We start from the raw sequence: 17,776 nt of genomic DNA, 5'->3' as shown, positions 1-17,776 counted from the left end.
GAATTCGCTCCGTTGATTCAGAACCCCTCAGGGCCTCCCCACATGCCGGTCACGCACCAGGGATGGCATACAACTCGTGCCCGCCGCAATCCATCACCCGAAATCTCGCCATCGAGTCAGGCCATTGAAGTTGGCTGTAAGGGTCTTTGATGTACCAACCGATATGACGTGATTGCAGAAAGTCAAGCACCTGCGCTTCGGTGTTCATCCTCATCAGCGCATCAACCTCTCGGAGCACATCAGGTCTGGCCGAACGGGTCGGGCCGTAGATACTCCGTCCTGCATAAATCTGCATCTCTGCATGGGCCGTGTAGAAGTACCACTTGTCGCCACCGGAGGCCAGAAACAGGTCGTTCGGCCGGCGGTGTGTGCGCATGTGCCCGGCCAGTTGCAGGGCGCAGCGATCAAAGGACATGATGGCCCGATAGCCTGGCTTCCAATGGGGAAACACCTGCAACCCTGGGGCTTGCTGCCACAGCATCACCGTGGCGGCCGCGCAGATAGAGATGGCGAGCACCCCCCCCCGAAACGTGCGCGGATAGCCCTTCCCCCAGATGACGAAGTACAAGGCGCCCGCGCTCCACGCAGCCACCAGAAAGTACGCCCACACAAAAGGCCTGTGGATCAGCTCATCCACGGTTCCGATACGGCGGATGTCCCCTGAAAGAAAGAGAGCCGACAGCAACCAGCCGATGAAGACAGCCAGAATCCATCCGACATGGCGGTCTTCCGTTTCCCGTTTGCCGTACCAGCGAATGAGCACAAGAGCCAGCAGAAAGACCACGCAAAGCAGTCCGAACGCGTAGGCCAACAGGAAAGCTGCGCCCAACCCGTAAACGAATGGCGTTTGACCATTTGCCTGGTACTGGTGGCGCAGCCAGTCCTTCAGCGGACTGCCTGAGGTGTAGTGATTCAAATTCCTGAAATGGACATGCACACCGGAACCATCCAGCGCCAGATAGGGCACCGTCTCCAGCCCTTGGGCCAGGGCAATGGTGCCCACGAATGCCCCAACAGCAACCATGCACAGGACTGTGCGTTGCCATGCCCTCAATCCTGGAAACTGGATCATCGGGTAGAGCATGAGAAACAGGGAGTTCGCGAAGAACAGATGCGCCTTGAAGAACACCAGCAACACACCCAGCAGATAGGCAAACAGCACGTGGCGGACAGACCCGGTCCGACACCCCCGAAACATGAACACCCATGACAAGGCCACGCACGCCAAGCCGTAGGGGGTGGCCACATTGACCAGCATCTGGAAGTAGTAGCTGTAGTGCTTGTTGGCGAAGCCCTGGGCGAATGCATCGGGGAGAAAAACAACCGCCAGCAGGGCAGCAAGGCCGGCCCCGGCGCCAAACCAGTTCCTGACCAGTACATAGGCGCTCAGGGCGCAGAGCAACACCCCGAACGGCAACAGCAAAGACACATACAGACTGACTGCGGTCTGCCCCGTGACCTGGTAAACAAGAGCTGGCAGCAGATAGGTGGCATAGTGGTAGACCGCCAAGGGTTGGGTGGCATCGCTGATGTGAAACAGCGTCTCATGCCCGCTGGCCTGTCCAAACGCGCTGATCAGCCGGGCGTGATAGAACACATCCTGCCAGACCTGATAGACAAGCGGCGACACATTCGGGTCGGGCAACTGCCGTGCCTCGTGACTCCAGACGGTGGCGGCCACCATGGCCAACAACAGTGCAATCCAGTCTGCCCAGTGGTCCCGAGAATCGGCCACCTCTGGACGAGGAGAAGGTGACCGACCTGCCCTCAGCGCCTTGCCAACCAACCACGCTCCAACAGCGAGCGCCGCAGCCCATACAGTCAAGCCACCAGGCAATGCCAACACCATTCCAAACAGGAAAACGCTGGTGACGACGTACCCGGTGATCAGGTCGACAAACGGCAGCTGGCCAGGATCACTTCTCCATCCGACCCAAGAACACACACACCGTCCCACGGTCAAGACGACAGAAATCGCCACCCACAGCAACGCAAGAGTTGTCAACTTGACAACTCCGTCTGCAGAGTAGATCCACCCAAGAATCGCCAGCGCAAGCAAGCTGGCGGTAGCCCCTCGAAGCATTTACAAAATCTTTACACTTTCTTGTTCTACACAGCCAGATGATTCCTCTACCATCTGAGCTGAGGTGCTACTGTGGATATTTGTTTGCTTATCAATTATTCACCACAAGAGCACCACTATAGCAGCCAAGCTGGCGCTCGCTGATGCCGGAACTCAATTGGGTGTTCCCGCCGCCTTCACCTGGTCCTCGTCAACGAGCCAGCGCCCGCAGCGCCAGCTTGATGCCCTCGCTCACTCCCACGCCGGCCGGCAAGGCCTTCAGGGCAGCGGCCGCATCCTTTTCGCTGTAGCCCAGGGCCATCAGCGCTTGCTGGATATCCCCCGCAGCGTCGCCCACCGCTGCCGCGCCTGCGGTCATCGGCAGCTCGGCACCCAGCTTGCCCTTGAGTTCCAGCAGCAGGCGCTCGGCGGTCTTCTTGCCAATGCCCGGCACCTTGACGATCCGACCCGCTTCCTGGGCCGTCACGGCCTGGGCCAGCTCGGTCACCGACAGGCCAGAAAGCACCGCCAGAGCCGTGCGCGGCCCCACACCGCTGACCTTGATGAGCTGACGGAACGCCTCGCGCTCGCCGGCGCTGCCGAATCCGAAAAGGATCTGCGCGTCTTCGCGCACCACGAAATGGGTCAACAGCGACACCTTCTCGCCGGACGCCGGCAGGTTGTAGAACGTGCTCATGGGCACGTCCACCTCATAGCCGACGCCGTGACAATCGATCAGGATCTGCGGCGGATTCTTTTCCAGCAGGACGCCGGTCAACTTGCCTATCATTGGGAGATTCCTTCCATTCACGCGGATTATCGGCTTGATCCTCAGACACACCTTCTCCCCGCCCGACAACGAGCGCATGGCCCACCTGTGCGGTCCGATGGACAGCCACATCCGCAGCATCGAGGCGGCGCTGCAAGTCAAGGTCGCGCACCGCTTCGAGCAGTTCCGCATCGAAGGCCCCAAGGCCAAGGCCAATCAGGCGCTGGAGGTGCTGCAAGCCCTCTACGAGATGGCCAAGAAGCCCATCCCCGAGGAACAGGTGCAGCTGATGCTGGCCGGCGACACCGCCCTCCCCCCCGACGGCGTGGAAGCCGTGGCCATGCAGACGCGCCGTGGAGAAGTGCGCGGGCGCACGCCCAACCAGGCGCGCTACCTCGAAAACATGGCCAGCCACGACATCACCTTCGGCATCGGCCCGGCCGGCACCGGCAAGACTTACCTGGCGGTGGCCTGTGCAGTGGATGCCCTGGAGCGCAGCGCGGTCCAGAAGATCGTGCTCACGCGTCCGGCGGTGGAAGCCGGCGAGAAACTCGGCTTTCTGCCTGGTGACCTGGGCCAGAAGGTGGACCCCTACCTGCGTCCGCTGTACGACGCGCTGTACGACCTGATGGGTTTCGACAAGGTGCAAAAGGCATTCGAGCGCCAGCAGATCGAGATCGCTCCGCTGGCCTTCATGCGCGGACGCACGCTCAACCATGCCTTCGTCATCCTGGACGAGGCACAGAACACCACACCCGAGCAGATGAAGATGTTCCTCACCCGCATCGGCTTCGGCAGCAAGGCGGTGGTGACCGGCGACGTGAGCCAGATCGATCTGCCGCGCACCCAGTTGTCGGGCCTGATCGATGCGGAGCGCGTTCTCAAACGCATTCAGGGCGTGGCCTTCAACCGCCTGACCAGCGCCGATGTGGTGCGCCACCCGCTGGTGGCGCGGATCGTCGATGCCTACGACGCACGGGGCGGCGAGGACGCTGTGGCGCCAGCCAGCCGCAGCCGCCGCCATGCGGCCTGATCGACAAAGGAATCCCATGCCCTTGCCCCAGCTCACTTTGTCCCTGCAATTCGGTCACCTGCAAGACCCTGCGCCGCACCGGGCAGCCCTGCCTCGCCACAAGGTCGCCCGCTGGATCCGCCATGCCCTGGAAGCCGATGCGGAGATCACCGTGCGGATCGTCGATGCCGAGGAAGGCCAGTCACTGAACCGCGACTACCGCCACAAGGACTACGCCACCAATGTGCTGACCTTCGACTACGCCGCGGAGCCGGTGGTCATGGCCGACCTGGTACTGTGCGCGCCGGTGATTGCCCGGGAAGCACAGGAACATGGAAAGACCCTGACCGACCACTACGCCCATTTGCTGGTGCATGGCACGCTGCACGCGCAGGGCTGGGACCACGAAACCAGTGAAGCCGACGCCGAGGCCATGGAGGCGCGGGAAATCGACATCTTGGCAGGACTGGGCATCGCCAATCCTTACGCCAGCCGCTGAGCCCCGCTCAAGCCAAGGGGTGCCACCCCATGGCCTCCACCTCGACCAGCAGATCCTCGCGGCACACATCCGCCTGCACACAGACCACCGAGGCACCTCCAAGGGCGTGCGCCAGCAACCGGGACACCTCCGGCATGTCCTCAAGCTGTCGCACGTAGGCACGGTATGACAATTCAGGTAACGTGAACGGGCCCGCCTGGGCGAGCCGATTGGCCTGCGCAACCACCGCCTCGATATTGGCCAAGGTCTCCCGGGTCTGTGCAAGCACGTCACCGCGGTGCACGGTTTCGTGCCCCACGATGCTGGCCGTGCCTGAAATCATCAACCATTCCTGCCCCGGCGGCCGAGCCAGCACCGCCCTGGAAAACGTCGGGCTCTGGGGACCGTACTGGGCCGGATACCGCCAGGCACTGATTTGCCTTGGATTCTCCACGGGTTGCACCGGCACGGCCCCGGCCAGGAAGGCGATGCTCAAGGGCCCTCGGGCCACACCCAGTGCGCAGGCCGCAGGCACCTGACCCGTCACGCTGCGTGCCGCCTGCTCGAATGCGCGGGCGCGTCCGCGATTGAACTGCCGGTAACGCTCCAGCGTCTCTGCGTCACCGTGGATATCGGCCATGTAGTTCCAGACCCGCCACAGGTGCGGCAGGCCCTGCTCATCCAGCAGGCGAAACAGTCGGTGGTAAGCGTCGTTGGTCAGCGCCTCCAGTCCGCCAATCACCCGAGGAGAAGCTTCGGCCAACTCGATGAGGCCAAAGAGCAGACCTTCATGCCGACGCCAGCGGATCCCATCCCGAACGCCTGATGCGACCGCACGATCGGCGACCCAACCCTCTTGCCAGCCTTGCGTGGTCTCGCCGTGGACGGGCACCCCCAGCCACTGCATGGGCCAAGGGACGTTTGCGGGAGTCAGCCCCAGACCGAAGCCGCCGAGGATGCACGATGTGTCGATGTCCGAAAGGTCACCTCCCACGTTGAATGTCAGAAAGCCCATGGTCATCAAGCCCCGGCCTGACCCATCCGCATCGGAATCGTGACAGGGCCATCGTTGACCAGATGAACCTGCATGTCGGCGCCAAACCGCCCGGTGGCCACCACCGGGTGCAAGGCCCTGGCCTGCGCGACGAACTGGTCGTACAGGGACTCGCCCAGCGCCGGCGCGGCGGCGCCGGTGAACCCGGGCCGGTTGCCGCCACGCGTGTCGGCGGCGAGGGTGAACTGGCTGACGATCAGCAGACCACCCCCCACGTCCTGCACGCTGCGGTTCATCTTCCCGGCTTCATCGGAAAAGATGCGCAGCTTCAGGATCTTGGACAGCAGGCGCTCGCCCACCGCCGGTGTGTCGTCGGGCTCGGCACACACCAGCACCAGCAGACCCTGACCGATCGAGCCGACCGTCTCTCCGGCAATCTCCACGCGAGCCTCGCGCACGCGCTGCAACAACGCCATCATGGCTGTCTCCCTCTCCAAACACCGCCAGTCATGCGGCCAGCGTCAGCAGTCATCCTGTTCCTCATGGAAACGGGCTTCCACGTCGCCCGGCAGCAGCTCGATCTTGGCCCGCAGCCCAGGTACCGCAGTCATCAGCGCCTGCTCCACGTCCCCCCGCAAGGTGGCTGCCCGGCGCAGCGACCAGTTGGGCGGCAGGTGCATGTGCAGATCCACGTACCGACGCTGCCCCGCCCGCCGAGTGATCACGTGATCGAACCGCAGGAGCTCCGGTTGCGCAGGGTCCAGGAACCCGGCCAGCACGTCGTCGATGCGGTCTTGCAGTTCGGGCTCCAGGGCATGGTCCATCAGGCCGTCACTGGCGCGCTTCATCAGGTGCACGCCCTCGCGCACGATATTGGCCGCCACCATCAGGGCCACCACCGCATCCAGCCACAGCCAGTCGGTCACGTACACCAGGCCCACCCCCACCAGGACACCGCCGGTGGTGTAGACATCGGTCATCAGGTGTCTGGCATCGGCTTCCACCGCCTCTCCGCCGGTGACGCCGCGTTCACGGTGGTGGCGGGCGGCCCACAGCATCACCAGGGCCAGGCCGCCGTTGAGGGCGGCACTGAGCACCGACAGGCTCAGCCCCAGGCCAGGCGCCTCCAGCGGCTGGGGGGCCATCAGACGGTCAATGGCGGTCCAGCCAATCGCCAGCGCAGCCCCAAAGATGAGGACGCCCTCAAAACCGCTGGAGAAATACTCGGCCTTGGTGTGGCCATAGGGATGGTCATCGTCGGCAGGGCGCTGGGCGATGGTCACCATCACCAGCGCAAAGATTGCACTGGCCAGGTTGACCAGGGACTCCAGCGCATCCGAGAGCAGCCCCACGGACCCCGTGACGTACCACGCCAGGGTCTTGAGGGCGATGGTGGCCAGCGCCGCCACGACCGAGGCCCCCAGCAGGCGGCGTGGTGTCAGCCAGGCAAGCGCGCGGGTCATCGCCGCGCCATCAGGACAGGGTCACCCGGGCGAACTTGCGCTTGCCCACCTGGACCACGAAAGTCCCCGCCGCCAGCTTCAGGCCCTTGTCGCTGACCACCCCACCATCGATGCGCACGCCGCCACCATCGATCAGGCGGTTGGCCTCGCTGCTGGACGGGGCCAGGTTGGCCTGCTTGAGCAAGGCCCCGATGCCCATGGGCGCGCCGGACAGCGACAGTTCGGGAATTTCGTCCGGAATGCCGCCCTTGCTGCGGTTGATGAAGTCCTGCTCGGCCGCGTCGGCCGCCGCCACGCTGTGGAAGCGTGCCGTGATCTCCTTGGCCAGCATCACCTTGGCGTCCTTGGGGTTGCGGCCACCCTCGACCTCCTTCTTCAGCACCTCGATTTCGGCGAGGGACTTGAAGGACAGCAGCGTGTACCAGCGCCACATCAGCGTGTCCGAAATCGACAGCACCTTGGCGAACATGGTGTTGGCGTCCTCGGTGATGCCGATGTAGTTGTTCTTGGACTTGGACATCTTCTCGACACCGTCCAGCCCTTCGAGCAGCGGCATGGTCAGGATGCACTGCGGTTCCTGACCGTACTCCTGCTGCAGGTGACGCCCCATCAGCAGGTTGAACTTCTGGTCGGTCCCACCAAGTTCCAGATCGCTCTTGAGCGCCACCGAGTCGTAGCCCTGCATCAGCGGGTACAGGAACTCGTGCACGCTGATCGGCGTACCCGCCTTGAAACGGTCGTGGAAGTCGTTGCGCTCCATCATGCGCGCCACCGTGTACTTGGCCGCCAGCTGGATCATGCCCATGGATCCGAGAGGAAGCGACCACTCACTGTTGTAGCGGATCTCGGTTTTCGTGGGGTCCAGCACCAGGCTGGCCTGCCGGTAGTAGGTCTCGGCGTTGGCCTTGATCTGCTCGGGCGTCAGCGGCGGGCGGGTGCTGTTGCGGCCCGACGGGTCGCCGATCAGGCTGGTGAAGTCGCCGATCAGGAAGATCACCTGGTGTCCCAGATCCTGCAACTGGCGCATCTTGTTGAGCACCACCGTGTGGCCGATGTGGATGTCCGGCGCCGTCGGATCCAGCCCCAGCTTGATGCGCAACGGCACCCCGGTCTTCTCCGACCTGGTCAGCTTTTTCACCCAGTCGTCCTGCGGAATCAGCTCGTCGCAGCCACGCAGGCTCACTTCCAGCGCATGGCGCACGCCGTCGGTCAGTTCGGGGGTCGACCCGGCTACATCTTGAATCATTTTGTTTGCCTTCCAGGGCGCCGGATCAGGGTAATTGCATATGCGAAAGCCCTTGGTCTGGCTATACTTTTGGGGATTAGCGTGGATTCTAGTGGTCTTGGCGCAACACCTGCTGCTGCACCGATCACTCTTGCCTGTGGAACCCCGGGCCCGTTCACGTCTCCCACCATTGATGCAATCCGATTGACGCTGACGACACCGACGGGGTGGCGTGGCGATGAAGGCCTGAATTGAGCGACCGACACCCGAACCAGACGCCCCTGGCGACCACCACCCTGTCACAGCGCATCGCGCTGGCTCTCGGCACCCACTCACGGGCCATCATGGCTTCCGTCGGTGTGCTGCTGCTTGGCACGGGAGTCACCGCCTTCGGCATCGCCCCACTGGCACCGGACGCTGCCGAGCTGCCCGTCCAGCGGATCACCGAACCGGCTCTCACCCTGCCGGCGCTGGCTTCGCTGCCTGAAGACCATGCGTTCACGCTGTACCGCAGCGATACCGTGCGGCGAGACGACACCGCCCAGTCCCTGCTGGCCCGCCTGGGCGTGAACGACGCTTCCGCCAGCGCGTTCCTGCGCAGCGACAGCACCGCCCGGCAGTTGTTTTCTGCCCGCCCCGGCAAGACTGTGACGGCAGAGACGAACGACCGGCATGAGCTGACCCGACTGGTGGCCCGCTGGTTACCCAACGACGAACGCGTCTTCCACCGGCTGATCGTGGAGCGCACGGCCAGTGGTGGCTGGTCCAGCCGCCTGGAGTCTGGCGAGTTGACCGCTTCGGCACGTCTGGCCAGCGGCACCATTCGAAGCTCGCTGTTTGCGGCCACCGATGCGGCCAACCTGCCCGACAGTGTGGCCATCCAGATTGCCGAGATCTTCTCCTCGGAAATCGACTTCCGGCGGGATCTGCGCCAGGGAGACCGCTTCAGTGTGGTGTATGAAGTGCTGGAGGCCGACGGCGAAGCCATGCGGCCCGGCCGCATCCTCAGCGCCCAGTTCGTCAACGATGGCAAGGCCCACGAGGCGGTCTGGTTTGAGGCACCGGGCAGCGCCAAGGGTGCGTACTATGGATTCGATGGCCAGAGCGCGCAGCGCGCCTTCCTGGCCTCTCCCCTGCAGTTCTCCCGCGTCAGCAGTGGCTACGGCATGCGCTTTCACCCGATTTCCGGCCAACGCAAGGCCCACCTGGGCGTGGACTACGCGGCCCCCACGGGAACCCCTGTGCGAACCATCGGCGATGGCGTCGTCAGTTTCGCCGGCTGGCAGCGTGGCTACGGCAATGTGATCGAAATCCAGCACCGCGATCGCAAATCCACCTTGTACGCACACCTGAGCCGCATCGACGTGCGCAAAGGACAAAAAGTGAACCAGGGTGATTTCATCGGCGCAGTGGGATCCACCGGCGCCTCCACCGGCCCTCACCTGCATCTGGAGTTCAAGGTCGCGGGCCAGCACATGGACCCGCTGGAAGTCGCCCGCAAGAGCGAGAGCGTTCCCTTGCAGGCCCACCTGCGTGCCAGCTTCGATGAGGTGGCCGCCGCCCAACGCCTCAAGCTGGATGCCGCCGCTGCGGTCCAGCAGGCCAGCGCCGAGTGAGCCAGCCGACAGACACCCCACGGGATCTGTCGGCCACAAAAAAAGAGCGCCTCGGCGCTCTTTTTTTGGATCCGACCGAGCGAATCGTCAGACGCTGAAGCTTGACCCGCAACCACAGGTGGTGGTGGCGTTGGGGTTCTTGATCACGAACTGCGCGCCTTCCAGATCTTCCTTGTAGTCGATTTCGGCACCGACCAGGTACTGGTAGCTCATGGCGTCGATCAGCAGCGTCACGCCATTCTTGGACATCTGCGTGTCGTCCTCGTTGACGACCTCGTCAAAGGTGAAACCGTACTGGAAACCCGAGCAGCCGCCGCCCTGGACAAACACCCGGAGTTTCAGGTCCGGATTGCCTTCCTCGGCCACCAGCTCGGCCACCTTGGATGCGGCGCTGTCGGTGAAGATCAGCGGTGCGGGCATATCGGTCTGAACAGCTTCGGCAAGGGCACTCATGGGAAACCTCGGTGGATGGAACTCGTGAACGGATTCGGCGGACGAACAGTCCGATGACTTGGAATGGTATAGCAAAGGCGTCGGAAATGCCTGTCAACCGCCGTTTGCCAGCAATTTCAGTGGGGGTTTGTCCACCGGGTCGGCCTTGACCGGCTGAAGCTGGCCGCTGATGGTGGCTCCCTGATGCATTTCCAAGGCCTTGTAGGACACATCTCCTTCGATCCGGGCCTTGGGCTGAAGTTCGAGCAATTCCCCGGCCATGACCGGGCCCTGAACCGCTCCGTTGATGATGACATGATCCGCATGGATGCGACCCGTCACTCTGGCCGACTCGCTGACGACCAGCAGGCTGCCACCGGCGCCTTCGGCGCGGATGTCTCCAACCACCTCACCATCGACGCGCAGGCCATCGCTGAAGCTCACGTCACCGCGGATGCAGGTGCCCTGGGCGATCAGGCTTTTGATGGGGGGCTGTTTTTTCTTGTTGAACATGTGTTGGCTCCGGAAGGCAGATCCGACCGCAAGGGTGCGGTCACAAGCGGACCGTGTGCTCGGATCGCACGGTGGTGCCCTGCCTGAGGCGGGCGGTGACGGTTTTTACCACGGCGCCCGCCGGCAGGTCCATGAGTCCGTCCTGACGAAGGTAACCCTGAACCACGACTTTTCTGGGGGCCATGCTGGCCTGCCAGGGCTGTCCGTTGAGGGTGCCGTGCACCGTCAGCTCCAGAACACCCTGGAAGTCGGGCGCATTCTTTCGCGCCTGGATCATGAGCACCTGCCATTGCAGCTGGGTGTCGGTCAGCGCCTGGACCTGCAATCCACGGATGCTCAGGTCGTCGCCACCCGACCCCGGAATGAGCCGCTCGAAGAAGCCCAGGTCATTGCGCAATGCCTGGTTGTCGGCCTGCGCCTGACGCAGCTGCAATGCCAGTTGCTCCTGGGCCACCTTTTCGGCGGTCAGCAGACTCTCGGCGGTGTTGGCAATGGACCTCGCTTCCGACAACTCCTGACGCAGCACACTGACCTCCTGACGCAGGCGGGTCAACTCTTCGGTGGTCTGGCCGCGCACGCCGGCGATGCCCTTGCCGAACTCGAAGGCCCAGAGGGCGATGGCGGCAGAGAACCCCAGGACCACCGCGGCCAACAGCCAGCGCACGGGCCAGGGCAGGGTGCTGCGGATGGCCAGTCTGGGGGAGCTGACGGTCAGGCGTCGGCGTAGGAGGCGGAGTCTCATGGTGGTCAGGCAAGAGGGGTGGAGTGTATCCCGCCGCACGCGCCCAACAAAAAACCGCCCCAAGGGGCGGTTCTTCGCGTAACCGGCTCCGGAGAGCCGGTGACCACAGGATCAGCGCTTGCTGAACTGCTTGCGGCGGCGTGCAGAACGCAGACCCACCTTTTTACGCTCGACTTCACGGGCATCGCGGGTGACGAAGCCGGCTTGCGACAGCGCGGGCTTGAGGTTCGCGTCGTAGTCGATCAGGGCGCGGGTGATGCCGTGGCGCACCGCGCCGGCCTGGCCGGATTCACCACCACCGTGGACGTTGACCTGGATGTCGAAGGTTTCGACGTTCTCGGTCAGCACCAGGGGCTGCTTGGCGATCATGATCGAGGTCTGGCGGCCGAAGAACTGTTCGATGTCCTTGCCGTTGACCGTGATCTTGCCGGTACCCTTCTTCAGGAACACGCGGGCGACGCTGGATTTGCGACGGCCGGTGCCATTGTTCCATTCACCAATCATCAGAGGCTCCTTCAGATGTCCAGCACTTGCGGCTGTTGGGCGGTGTGGGGGTGCTCGGCACCACCGTACACCTTGAGCTTCTTGATCATGGCGTAGCCCAGAGGACCCTTGGGCAGCATGCCCTTGACGGCCTTCTCGAGCGCGCGGCCAGGGTGCTTGGCCTGCATGTCGCGGAAGTTGGTGGCGTAGATACCGCCCGGGAAGCCCGAGTGACGGTAGTACATCTTGTCGGTGTTCTTGGTGCCCGTCACTCGCAGCTTGGAAGCGTTGATGATGACGATGTAATCACCGGTATCGACGTGAGGCGTGTAGATGGCCTTGTGCTTGCCGCGCAGTCGGAGAGCCACTTCACTGGCAACTCGTCCGAGGACCTTGTCGGTCGCGTCAATCACAAACCACTCGTGCTTCACGTCAGCGGGTTTGGCGCTGAACGTTTTGGTCATGAGTTTTCTCTTCAAACGAAGGGGTTTGGCCGGCTCTTTTCCACGGTCGGACCTTCTCTGGCGGAAGACTCTTAGGTGGGGTGGAGACTTCGCCGCGGAGCCGAAAAATCGCTGCGAAGCCCTCCATTGTACGAAAAACGATGGCCGGCAAGCAAGTTGTTACCGTTTTCGCCCGCCGGACGGTACCATCACCGGGATATGTTCAGCTACCGACACGCCTTCCACGCGGGCAATCACGCCGATGTGCTCAAGCACACCATCCTGATCGCCACCCTGCGCCATCTCATGCTCAAGGAGCCGTCCATCACCCTGGTGGACACCCACGCCGGCGCCGGGCTGTACCGGCTGGACAGCGAGTTCACCGACAAGGGCGGCGAGGCGGCCGACGGCATTGTCCGGCTGATGGGCGCCCTGCGGCCGGCCGAGGGCAAGGCGGTCGCGTCCTGCCCCCTGCTGGACGACTACCTGGACCTGGTCGCGGGCTTCAATCCGTCAGGCAGCCTGCGGGTGTACCCGGGCTCTCCTTTCGTGATGCAACGACTGATGCGCCACGAGTCCCGCGACCGGCTGCGCCTGTTCGAGCTGCACCCCACCGATGGGAAGACCCTGTCCTCCAACATGGCGCAGCTCGACGCCGGGCGCGCCATCACCGTCACCCGCCAGGACGGTTTCGAGGGCCTCAAACCCCTCTTGCCTCCGCCACCTTCGGCCAGCGGTTCACGGCGGGCATTGGTCCTGATCGACCCGAGCTACGAGATCAAGAGCGACTACGGCCGGGTCACCAGCGCCATCCAGGACAGCATCAAACGCTTTCCGACCGGCACTTACGTGGTGTGGTACCCGATCATCGGTCGCGCAGAGGCGCACGATCTGCCCCGCCGGCTCAAGACCCTGGCCAACAATGCGGGCCGCAGCTGGGTGCACGCCGCCCTGAACATCGGGCAGAAGCCGGACCTGGGGCCCGATGAGCGGCAGGGCCTGACGGCCAGCGGCATGTTCGTGATCAATGCGCCGCACACCCTCAAAGGCGGGCTGGAGCAGGCACTGCCCATTCTGCTGGCCGTCCTGGGACGGGGACGTGGCAAGGGCTTCACGCTGGAGGCGTCGGCCTGAGAGGTCGCCGAAAGGCGCTCTGAGGGACGCTCAATACGGGCGGGCCAGCACCAGGTCCCAGTACCACCCGTACTGACTGGATGTGTTGCGCGCGCAGTAGTTGTCGGCCGCCATGTCTAGCGCATGACCGGCGGCCGCCGAGAACACACGACCGTCCCAGCGGACCGGTGCCGCGGCCGCCATGGCCCGGTCACCGCACAGACGCGCCTGGCTCCTGGCCTGGTTGATCTGGCGCAGCGCCTCGCCCTGGAAATCGGGCAGACCACAGGCGGTCGATGCATCCATCGCGATACGGCCCTGGGCTACTGGCGGGGGCAGCACGTCACTGTCCCCGCCGCCGCCGCCGCCGCAGCCGCCGCCGCAGCCGCAGCCGCAGCCGCAGCCGGACATCAGTGTCGCGCCCAGAAGCATGAGTGCAGCCATTTTGTAACCAGGTGTATCATGCGTTTGGGTGAGCTTAGACACAAACAGGATCCCTGATGGTGGGCAGGGGCACCACACCGGACAAACCCTGAGGGTTTTGCCCTGAATTAACCAACCGATCGGTCGGTTAATTATCTATACTGCGCATCTACCCCGCGTGGCGGGTCCAGGAGACGCGCATGTACACCCAATCCTTCTCTGTCGCCGATGGGGACGCCAAGGGCGCACCCAAGACCGGCGCCACGCCCATCCGCGCCGAAGACGCCGCGCTGCAGGCGCACTTTGACACCGTGATCGACGCCGACGGCAAGATCGAGCCGCGCGACTGGATGCCAGAGGCCTATCGCAAGACCCTGGTGCGCCAGATCAGCCAGCACGCCCACAGCGAGATCGTCGGCATGCTGCCCGAGGGCAACTGGATCAGCCGCGCGCCCAGCCTCAAACGCAAGGCCATCCTGATCGCCAAGGTGCAGGACGAAGGCGGCCACGGTCTCTATCTGTATTCGGCGGCAGAGACCCTGGGCACCAGCCGCGACCAGATGCTGGACGCGTTGCACAGAGGCAAGGCCAAGTACAGCTCCATCTTCAACTACCCGACGCTCAACTGGGCCGACGTGGGCGTGATCGGCTGGCTGGTCGATGGCGCGGCGATCATGAACCAGATCCCGCTGTGCCGCTGCAGCTACGGCCCGTATGCGCGCGCCATGATCCGCGTCTGCAAGGAAGAAAGCTTCCACCAGCGCCAGGGCTACGAGGCCCTGCTGGTGATGATGCAGGGCACGGCCGAGCAGAAGGCCATGGTGCAGGACGCGGTCAACCGCTACTGGTGGAAGTGCCTGGCCATGTTCGGCCCGCCGGACGACAACAGCCCCAACAGTGTGCAGGGCATGCGCTGGGGCATCAAGCGCATCAGCAACGACGACTTGCGCCAGAAGTTCATCGACGCCACCGTGCCGCAGGCCGAAGTGCTGGGCGTGACGCTGCCCGACCCCGACCTGAAGTGGAACGCCGAACGCGGCCACTACGACTACGGCCAGATCGACTGGGACGAGTTCTGGGCCACGGTCAATGGCCACGGCCCGATGAACAAGGAGCGCCTGGCCACCCGCGTCAAGGCCCACGAACAGGGCGCCTGGGTGCGCGAAGCCGCCCTTGCCCACGCCCGCAAACAGCAGCAGCGCCAACAGAAGGAGGCCGCATGAACACGCCCGCACTCAAGGAATGGCCGCTCTGGGAGGTCTTCGTCCGCAGCAAGCAGGGCCTGGAACACAAGCACTGCGGCAGCCTGCACGCCAGCGACGCGCGCCACGCGCTGCAGATGGCGCGTGACATCTACACCCGCCGCCAGGAAGGCGTGAGCATCTGGGTCGTGCCTTCGATCGCCATCACGGCGAGTGAGCCCGACAGCAAGGACAGCTTCTTCGACCCGGCGGCCGACAAGGTGTATCGCCACCCGACCTTCTACGAGATCCCGGACAAAGTGGGGCACATGTGATGAAGGCGCCGATCGACTACGTTCTGCACTTGGCCGACAACGCCCTGGTGCTGGGCCAGCGCAACGCCGAGTGGTGCGGGCACGGTCCCATCCTCGAAGAGGATCTGGCCCTGGCCAACAACAGCCTGGACCTGATCGGCCAGGCCCGCCTGCTCTACCAGCATGCGGCCGACCAGATCAATGGCGACGCGGCGCTGGCGCAGCGCTTCGCGCACCTGCAGGGCGCCAGGCAGGACGGCCGCGTGACCGAGGACACGCTGGCCTACTTCCGCGACACCTCCGAGTTCCGCAACCACACCGTCATGGAGCTGCCGCACCACGGCCCGCTGGTGGGTTACGCGGTCAGCGAGCGCGACTATGCGGTGACCATCGCCCGCAACTTCCTGGTCAGCGCGCTGATGGTGCTGGTGTGGGACAGGCTGCAGGCGTCGAAGGACGCGCAGCTGGCCGGCATCGCGGCCAAGTCGCTCAAGGAAGTGCGCTACCACCTGCAGCACGCTGGCGACTGGCTGGTGCGTTTCGGCGACGGCACCGAGGAGTCGCACCGCCGCGCCCAGGCCGCCGTCGACCACCTGCTGCCCTTCTGCGAGGCCTTCTGGCAGCCCGGCCCGGCCGAGCGCGCCGCGGCGCAGGATGGCACCGGCGTGGACATCACCGCGCTGCGCGACGACTGGAACACGCTGGTCAACGAGACGCTGGCCGAGGCCACGCTGACGCGCCACGACCAGCCACACCAGGGCTACGTCGCGCAAGGCCATGTGGGCGTACATTCGGAGCACCTGGGTTTTCTGCTGGCCGAGATGCAAAGCCTGGCCCGCGCCCATCCGACCGCCGTCTGGTGATGGAGATGACCGAGGCATCGCTGCAGGCGGTCGCGCAGGCCGTGGCCCACCTGGCGGACCCGGAGATTCCGGTCATCAGCCTGGGCGAACTGGGCATCCTGCGCGAGGTTCGGGAAGGTGGCGACGGCGTACCGGAAGTCGTCATCACGCCCACCTACAGCGGCTGCCCGGCCATGGGCCAGATCGAGGACGACATCGTGGCCGCGCTGCGTGCCGCCGGCCTGCCCGGACGCGTGGTGACCCAGCTCTCGCCGGCCTGGACCACCGATTGGATGAGCGAGGCCGCCAAGGAAAAGCTGCGTGCCTACGGCATCGCGCCGCCGCAGTGCGGCAGCCAGCCGGCATCACAAGCGGGTGTGTTGCAGTTCAGCCGCCATGCGGCCAAGCCGGTGGATGTGCCCTGCCCGCAATGCGGCTCGCACCACACCACGCAGAGCGCCCCTTTCGGCTCCACGGCCTGCAAGGCGCTGTACCGCTGCCTGGACTGCCTGGAACCCTTCGATTACTTCAAACCATACTGAAGCCGACATGAGCACCGCAGCCCCCCGCTTCCATGAACTCACCGTGGCCCGCGTCGATGCCGAAGCGGCCGGCGCGGTCGCCGTTTCGCTGGCCATCCCCGAGCCCCTGCGCGAGACCTTCGCCTTCGAGCCCGGGCAGTTCCTGACCGTGCGAGCGGACATCGGCGGCCAGGACGTGCGCCGCAGCTACTCGATCAGCAGCCCGCGCAGCCGGCTGGTGAAGCACGGCGAAGTCACCCTGGGCATCCGCCCGGTCGAAGGCGGTGTGTTCTCCAACTGGGCCGCCACGCAGCTCAAGGCCGGCGACAGGCTGCGCGTGATGCCACCGGACGGCCGCTTCACCATCCACAAGCCGCGCGCCATTCACCGCGTCGGTTTCGCGGCCGGATCGGGCATCACCCCCATCCTGTCGATCATGACCACCACGCTGGAAGAGTCGCCCGAGGCCAAGTTCACCCTGGTCTACGGCAACCGCCGCATGGCCAGCGTCATGTTCAACGAGGACCTGCAGGACCTCAAGGACCGCTACCCGGACCGGCTCACGCTGATCCACGTACTCTCCCGCCAGGCCCTGGAAGTGCCGCTGCTCGAAGGCCGCATCGACGGCGACAAGGTGCGCGACATCATCAGCGCCCTGCTGCCCGTGGCCAGCATGGACGAGGTCTTCATCTGCGGCCCCGAGGCCATGATCGAGAGCACCGAGAAAGCGCTGCTGGAGGCGGGTGTGCGGCCCGACCGCATCCACACCGAACGCTTCACCTCGCCGACCCTCGAAGCCCTGCCCGCAGGCCAGCGCCAGGCGGCTGTACTGGGCCATCCCGCGGTGCGCGAAAGTGGCGAGGTGGCGCTGACCGTGGTGGTCGACGGCAAACCCCACCAACTGTGGATGAACAAGGACGAGCACGTGCTGGATGTGGCCCTCAACGCTGGCCTGGACCTGCCCTGGTCGTGCAAGGGCGGGGTGTGCTGCACCTGCCGCGCCAAGGTGATGGACGGCGCGGTGACCATGGACAAGAACTTCACCCTGGAGCCCTGGGAGACCGAGAAGGGTTTTGTGCTGAGCTGTCAGGCAAGACCCACCACCGACAAACTGGTGGTGAGTTACGACGAGCGGTGATCCCGTTGGGTG

Annotated in this window: 21 protein-coding genes; 9 read left to right on the top strand and 12 right to left on the bottom strand. The window is 64.6% G+C overall.

The genetic code is table 11. The features are described 5' to 3' along the window. Window positions 1–49: 49 nt before the first annotated feature. The gene (locus tag ACFQNJ_RS10995) at window positions 50–2,005 is read right to left on the bottom strand and encodes a hypothetical protein (RefSeq protein ID WP_382257090.1); all 1,956 of its coding nucleotides are present in this window, start codon (window positions 2,003–2,005) and stop codon (window positions 50–52) included. A gap of 268 nt (window positions 2,006–2,273) precedes the next feature. Next, window positions 2,274–2,852, bottom strand: a complete 579-nt coding sequence (gene ruvA, locus ACFQNJ_RS10990; protein ID WP_382257088.1) for a Holliday junction branch migration protein RuvA — start codon at window positions 2,850–2,852, stop codon at window positions 2,274–2,276. A 34-nt stretch (window positions 2,853–2,886) separates the two neighbouring features. Between ruvA and ACFQNJ_RS10985 the strand changes: the two genes are divergently transcribed. Both ACFQNJ_RS10985 and ybeY read left to right on the top strand, forming a co-directional pair. Beyond that, on the top strand, window positions 2,887–3,864 hold the full coding sequence (locus ACFQNJ_RS10985) for a PhoH family protein (protein ID WP_374640231.1): 978 nt from the start codon (window positions 2,887–2,889) through the stop codon (window positions 3,862–3,864). A 16-nt stretch (window positions 3,865–3,880) separates the two neighbouring features. Continuing rightward, complete coding sequence (gene ybeY / locus ACFQNJ_RS10980) at window positions 3,881–4,342, top strand: rRNA maturation RNase YbeY (RefSeq protein ID WP_382257086.1); 462 nt, start codon at window positions 3,881–3,883, stop codon at window positions 4,340–4,342. A 7-nt stretch (window positions 4,343–4,349) separates the two neighbouring features. On the opposite strand, the gene ACFQNJ_RS10975 is transcribed toward ybeY, so the two are convergent. Genes ACFQNJ_RS10975 through tyrS form a run of 4 tightly spaced genes read right to left on the bottom strand, consistent with a single transcriptional unit; the run spans window position 4,350 to window position 8,024 of the window. Continuing rightward, entirely contained in the window at window positions 4,350–5,336 is a 987-nt protein-coding gene (locus tag ACFQNJ_RS10975; protein WP_382257083.1) for a chorismate transformation FkbO/Hyg5 family protein, read from the bottom strand. Between the two features lie 5 nt (window positions 5,337–5,341). After that, window positions 5,342–5,794: a D-aminoacyl-tRNA deacylase gene (gene dtd / locus ACFQNJ_RS10970; protein WP_374640234.1), complete on the bottom strand. Its 453-nt coding sequence runs from the start codon at window positions 5,792–5,794 to the stop codon at window positions 5,342–5,344. A 42-nt stretch (window positions 5,795–5,836) separates the two neighbouring features. Next, window positions 5,837–6,778: a cation diffusion facilitator family transporter gene (locus ACFQNJ_RS10965; RefSeq protein WP_382257080.1), complete on the bottom strand. Its 942-nt coding sequence runs from the start codon at window positions 6,776–6,778 to the stop codon at window positions 5,837–5,839. 10 nt (window positions 6,779–6,788) lie between these two features. After that, the gene (gene tyrS / locus ACFQNJ_RS10960; protein ID WP_382257078.1) at window positions 6,789–8,024 is read right to left on the bottom strand and encodes a tyrosine--tRNA ligase; all 1,236 of its coding nucleotides are present in this window, start codon (window positions 8,022–8,024) and stop codon (window positions 6,789–6,791) included. A 230-nt stretch (window positions 8,025–8,254) separates the two neighbouring features. On the opposite strand from tyrS, the gene ACFQNJ_RS10955 reads away from it, so the two are divergent. After that, complete coding sequence (locus ACFQNJ_RS10955; RefSeq protein ID WP_382257075.1) at window positions 8,255–9,619, top strand: M23 family metallopeptidase; 1,365 nt, start codon at window positions 8,255–8,257, stop codon at window positions 9,617–9,619. 87 nt (window positions 9,620–9,706) lie between these two features. Here the strand turns inward: ACFQNJ_RS10955 and erpA are convergent, their stop codons facing one another. The 5 genes from erpA to rplM all read right to left on the bottom strand — a co-directional run bounded on the left by erpA (window position 9,707) and on the right by rplM (window position 12,253). Further along, complete coding sequence (gene erpA, locus ACFQNJ_RS10950; protein ID WP_374640238.1) at window positions 9,707–10,072, bottom strand: iron-sulfur cluster insertion protein ErpA; 366 nt, start codon at window positions 10,070–10,072, stop codon at window positions 9,707–9,709. A 93-nt stretch (window positions 10,073–10,165) separates the two neighbouring features. Further along, entirely contained in the window at window positions 10,166–10,564 is a 399-nt protein-coding gene (locus ACFQNJ_RS10945; RefSeq protein WP_382257073.1) for a bactofilin family protein, read from the bottom strand. Window positions 10,565–10,604: 40 nt separating this feature from the next. Then, complete coding sequence (locus ACFQNJ_RS10940) at window positions 10,605–11,306, bottom strand: DUF6776 family protein (protein WP_382257070.1); 702 nt, start codon at window positions 11,304–11,306, stop codon at window positions 10,605–10,607. 111 nt (window positions 11,307–11,417) lie between these two features. After that, window positions 11,418–11,810 (bottom strand): 30S ribosomal protein S9, encoded by a 393-nt coding sequence (gene rpsI, locus ACFQNJ_RS10935; RefSeq protein ID WP_374640241.1) that lies wholly within the window; start codon window positions 11,808–11,810, stop codon window positions 11,418–11,420. 11 nt (window positions 11,811–11,821) lie between these two features. After that, complete coding sequence (gene rplM / locus ACFQNJ_RS10930; protein WP_374640242.1) at window positions 11,822–12,253, bottom strand: 50S ribosomal protein L13; 432 nt, start codon at window positions 12,251–12,253, stop codon at window positions 11,822–11,824. 198 nt (window positions 12,254–12,451) lie between these two features. On the opposite strand from rplM, the gene ACFQNJ_RS10925 reads away from it, so the two are divergent. Further along, entirely contained in the window at window positions 12,452–13,366 is a 915-nt protein-coding gene (locus ACFQNJ_RS10925) for a 23S rRNA (adenine(2030)-N(6))-methyltransferase RlmJ (protein WP_374640243.1), read from the top strand. A 30-nt stretch (window positions 13,367–13,396) separates the two neighbouring features. On the opposite strand, the gene ACFQNJ_RS10920 is transcribed toward ACFQNJ_RS10925, so the two are convergent. Next, on the bottom strand, window positions 13,397–13,777 hold the full coding sequence (locus ACFQNJ_RS10920; protein WP_382257065.1) for a spore germination YkwD domain-containing protein: 381 nt from the start codon (window positions 13,775–13,777) through the stop codon (window positions 13,397–13,399). A gap of 191 nt (window positions 13,778–13,968) precedes the next feature. On the opposite strand from ACFQNJ_RS10920, the gene paaA reads away from it, so the two are divergent. Genes paaA through ACFQNJ_RS10895 form a run of 5 tightly spaced genes read left to right on the top strand, consistent with a single transcriptional unit; the run spans window position 13,969 to window position 17,764 of the window. Then, window positions 13,969–14,991, top strand: coding sequence for a 1,2-phenylacetyl-CoA epoxidase subunit PaaA (gene paaA / locus ACFQNJ_RS10915; RefSeq protein ID WP_382257062.1), 1,023 nt, complete (start codon window positions 13,969–13,971; stop codon window positions 14,989–14,991). Next, a complete protein-coding gene (gene paaB / locus ACFQNJ_RS10910; RefSeq protein ID WP_382257060.1) occupies window positions 14,988–15,284 on the top strand; it encodes a 1,2-phenylacetyl-CoA epoxidase subunit PaaB in 297 nt (98 codons plus the stop codon). The genes paaA and paaB overlap by 4 nt, the downstream gene beginning before the upstream one ends. After that, window positions 15,284–16,126, top strand: a complete 843-nt coding sequence (paaC, locus tag ACFQNJ_RS10905; RefSeq protein WP_382257057.1) for a 1,2-phenylacetyl-CoA epoxidase subunit PaaC — start codon at window positions 15,284–15,286, stop codon at window positions 16,124–16,126. Before paaB ends, paaC begins: the two co-directional genes overlap by 1 nt. Window positions 16,127–16,131: 5 nt before the next feature. Further along, window positions 16,132–16,647 (top strand): 1,2-phenylacetyl-CoA epoxidase subunit PaaD, encoded by a 516-nt coding sequence (paaD, locus tag ACFQNJ_RS10900; RefSeq protein ID WP_382257054.1) that lies wholly within the window; start codon window positions 16,132–16,134, stop codon window positions 16,645–16,647. Window positions 16,648–16,654: 7 nt separating this feature from the next. Next, entirely contained in the window at window positions 16,655–17,764 is a 1,110-nt protein-coding gene (locus ACFQNJ_RS10895; RefSeq protein ID WP_382257051.1) for a 2Fe-2S iron-sulfur cluster-binding protein, read from the top strand. Window positions 17,765–17,776: the final 12 nt, after the last annotated feature.

The sequence above is a fragment of the Hydrogenophaga bisanensis genome, assembly GCF_042665135.1.
Classification (GTDB): domain Bacteria; phylum Pseudomonadota; class Gammaproteobacteria; order Burkholderiales; family Burkholderiaceae_C; genus Hydrogenophaga; species Hydrogenophaga bisanensis.
Note: the sequence above shows the minus strand (reverse complement) of the source record. Positions and strands in the feature narration are given on the sequence as shown.

Coding starts and splice junctions, on each gene's coding strand:
- ruvA (WP_382257088.1), bottom strand. CDS start 2,852: ATGATAGGCAAGTTGACCGGCGTCCTGCTGGAAAAGAATCCGCCGCAG.
- ybeY (WP_382257086.1), top strand. CDS start 3,881: ATGCCCTTGCCCCAGCTCACTTTGTCCCTGCAATTCGGTCACCTGCAA.
- ACFQNJ_RS10975 (WP_382257083.1), bottom strand. CDS start 5,336: ATGGGCTTTCTGACATTCAACGTGGGAGGTGACCTTTCGGACATCGAC.
- dtd (WP_374640234.1), bottom strand. CDS start 5,794: ATGATGGCGTTGTTGCAGCGCGTGCGCGAGGCTCGCGTGGAGATTGCC.
- ACFQNJ_RS10965 (WP_382257080.1), bottom strand. CDS start 6,778: ATGACCCGCGCGCTTGCCTGGCTGACACCACGCCGCCTGCTGGGGGCC.
- tyrS (WP_382257078.1), bottom strand. CDS start 8,024: ATGATTCAAGATGTAGCCGGGTCGACCCCCGAACTGACCGACGGCGTG.
- erpA (WP_374640238.1), bottom strand. CDS start 10,072: ATGAGTGCCCTTGCCGAAGCTGTTCAGACCGATATGCCCGCACCGCTG.
- ACFQNJ_RS10945 (WP_382257073.1), bottom strand. CDS start 10,564: ATGTTCAACAAGAAAAAACAGCCCCCCATCAAAAGCCTGATCGCCCAG.
- ACFQNJ_RS10940 (WP_382257070.1), bottom strand. CDS start 11,306: ATGAGACTCCGCCTCCTACGCCGACGCCTGACCGTCAGCTCCCCCAGA.
- rpsI (WP_374640241.1), bottom strand. CDS start 11,810: ATGATTGGTGAATGGAACAATGGCACCGGCCGTCGCAAATCCAGCGTC.
- rplM (WP_374640242.1), bottom strand. CDS start 12,253: ATGACCAAAACGTTCAGCGCCAAACCCGCTGACGTGAAGCACGAGTGG.
- ACFQNJ_RS10925 (WP_374640243.1), top strand. CDS start 12,452: ATGTTCAGCTACCGACACGCCTTCCACGCGGGCAATCACGCCGATGTG.
- ACFQNJ_RS10920 (WP_382257065.1), bottom strand. CDS start 13,777: ATGCTTCTGGGCGCGACACTGATGTCCGGCTGCGGCTGCGGCTGCGGC.
- paaA (WP_382257062.1), top strand. CDS start 13,969: ATGTACACCCAATCCTTCTCTGTCGCCGATGGGGACGCCAAGGGCGCA.
- paaB (WP_382257060.1), top strand. CDS start 14,988: ATGAACACGCCCGCACTCAAGGAATGGCCGCTCTGGGAGGTCTTCGTC.
- paaC (WP_382257057.1), top strand. CDS start 15,284: ATGAAGGCGCCGATCGACTACGTTCTGCACTTGGCCGACAACGCCCTG.
- paaD (WP_382257054.1), top strand. CDS start 16,132: ATGACCGAGGCATCGCTGCAGGCGGTCGCGCAGGCCGTGGCCCACCTG.
- ACFQNJ_RS10895 (WP_382257051.1), top strand. CDS start 16,655: ATGAGCACCGCAGCCCCCCGCTTCCATGAACTCACCGTGGCCCGCGTC.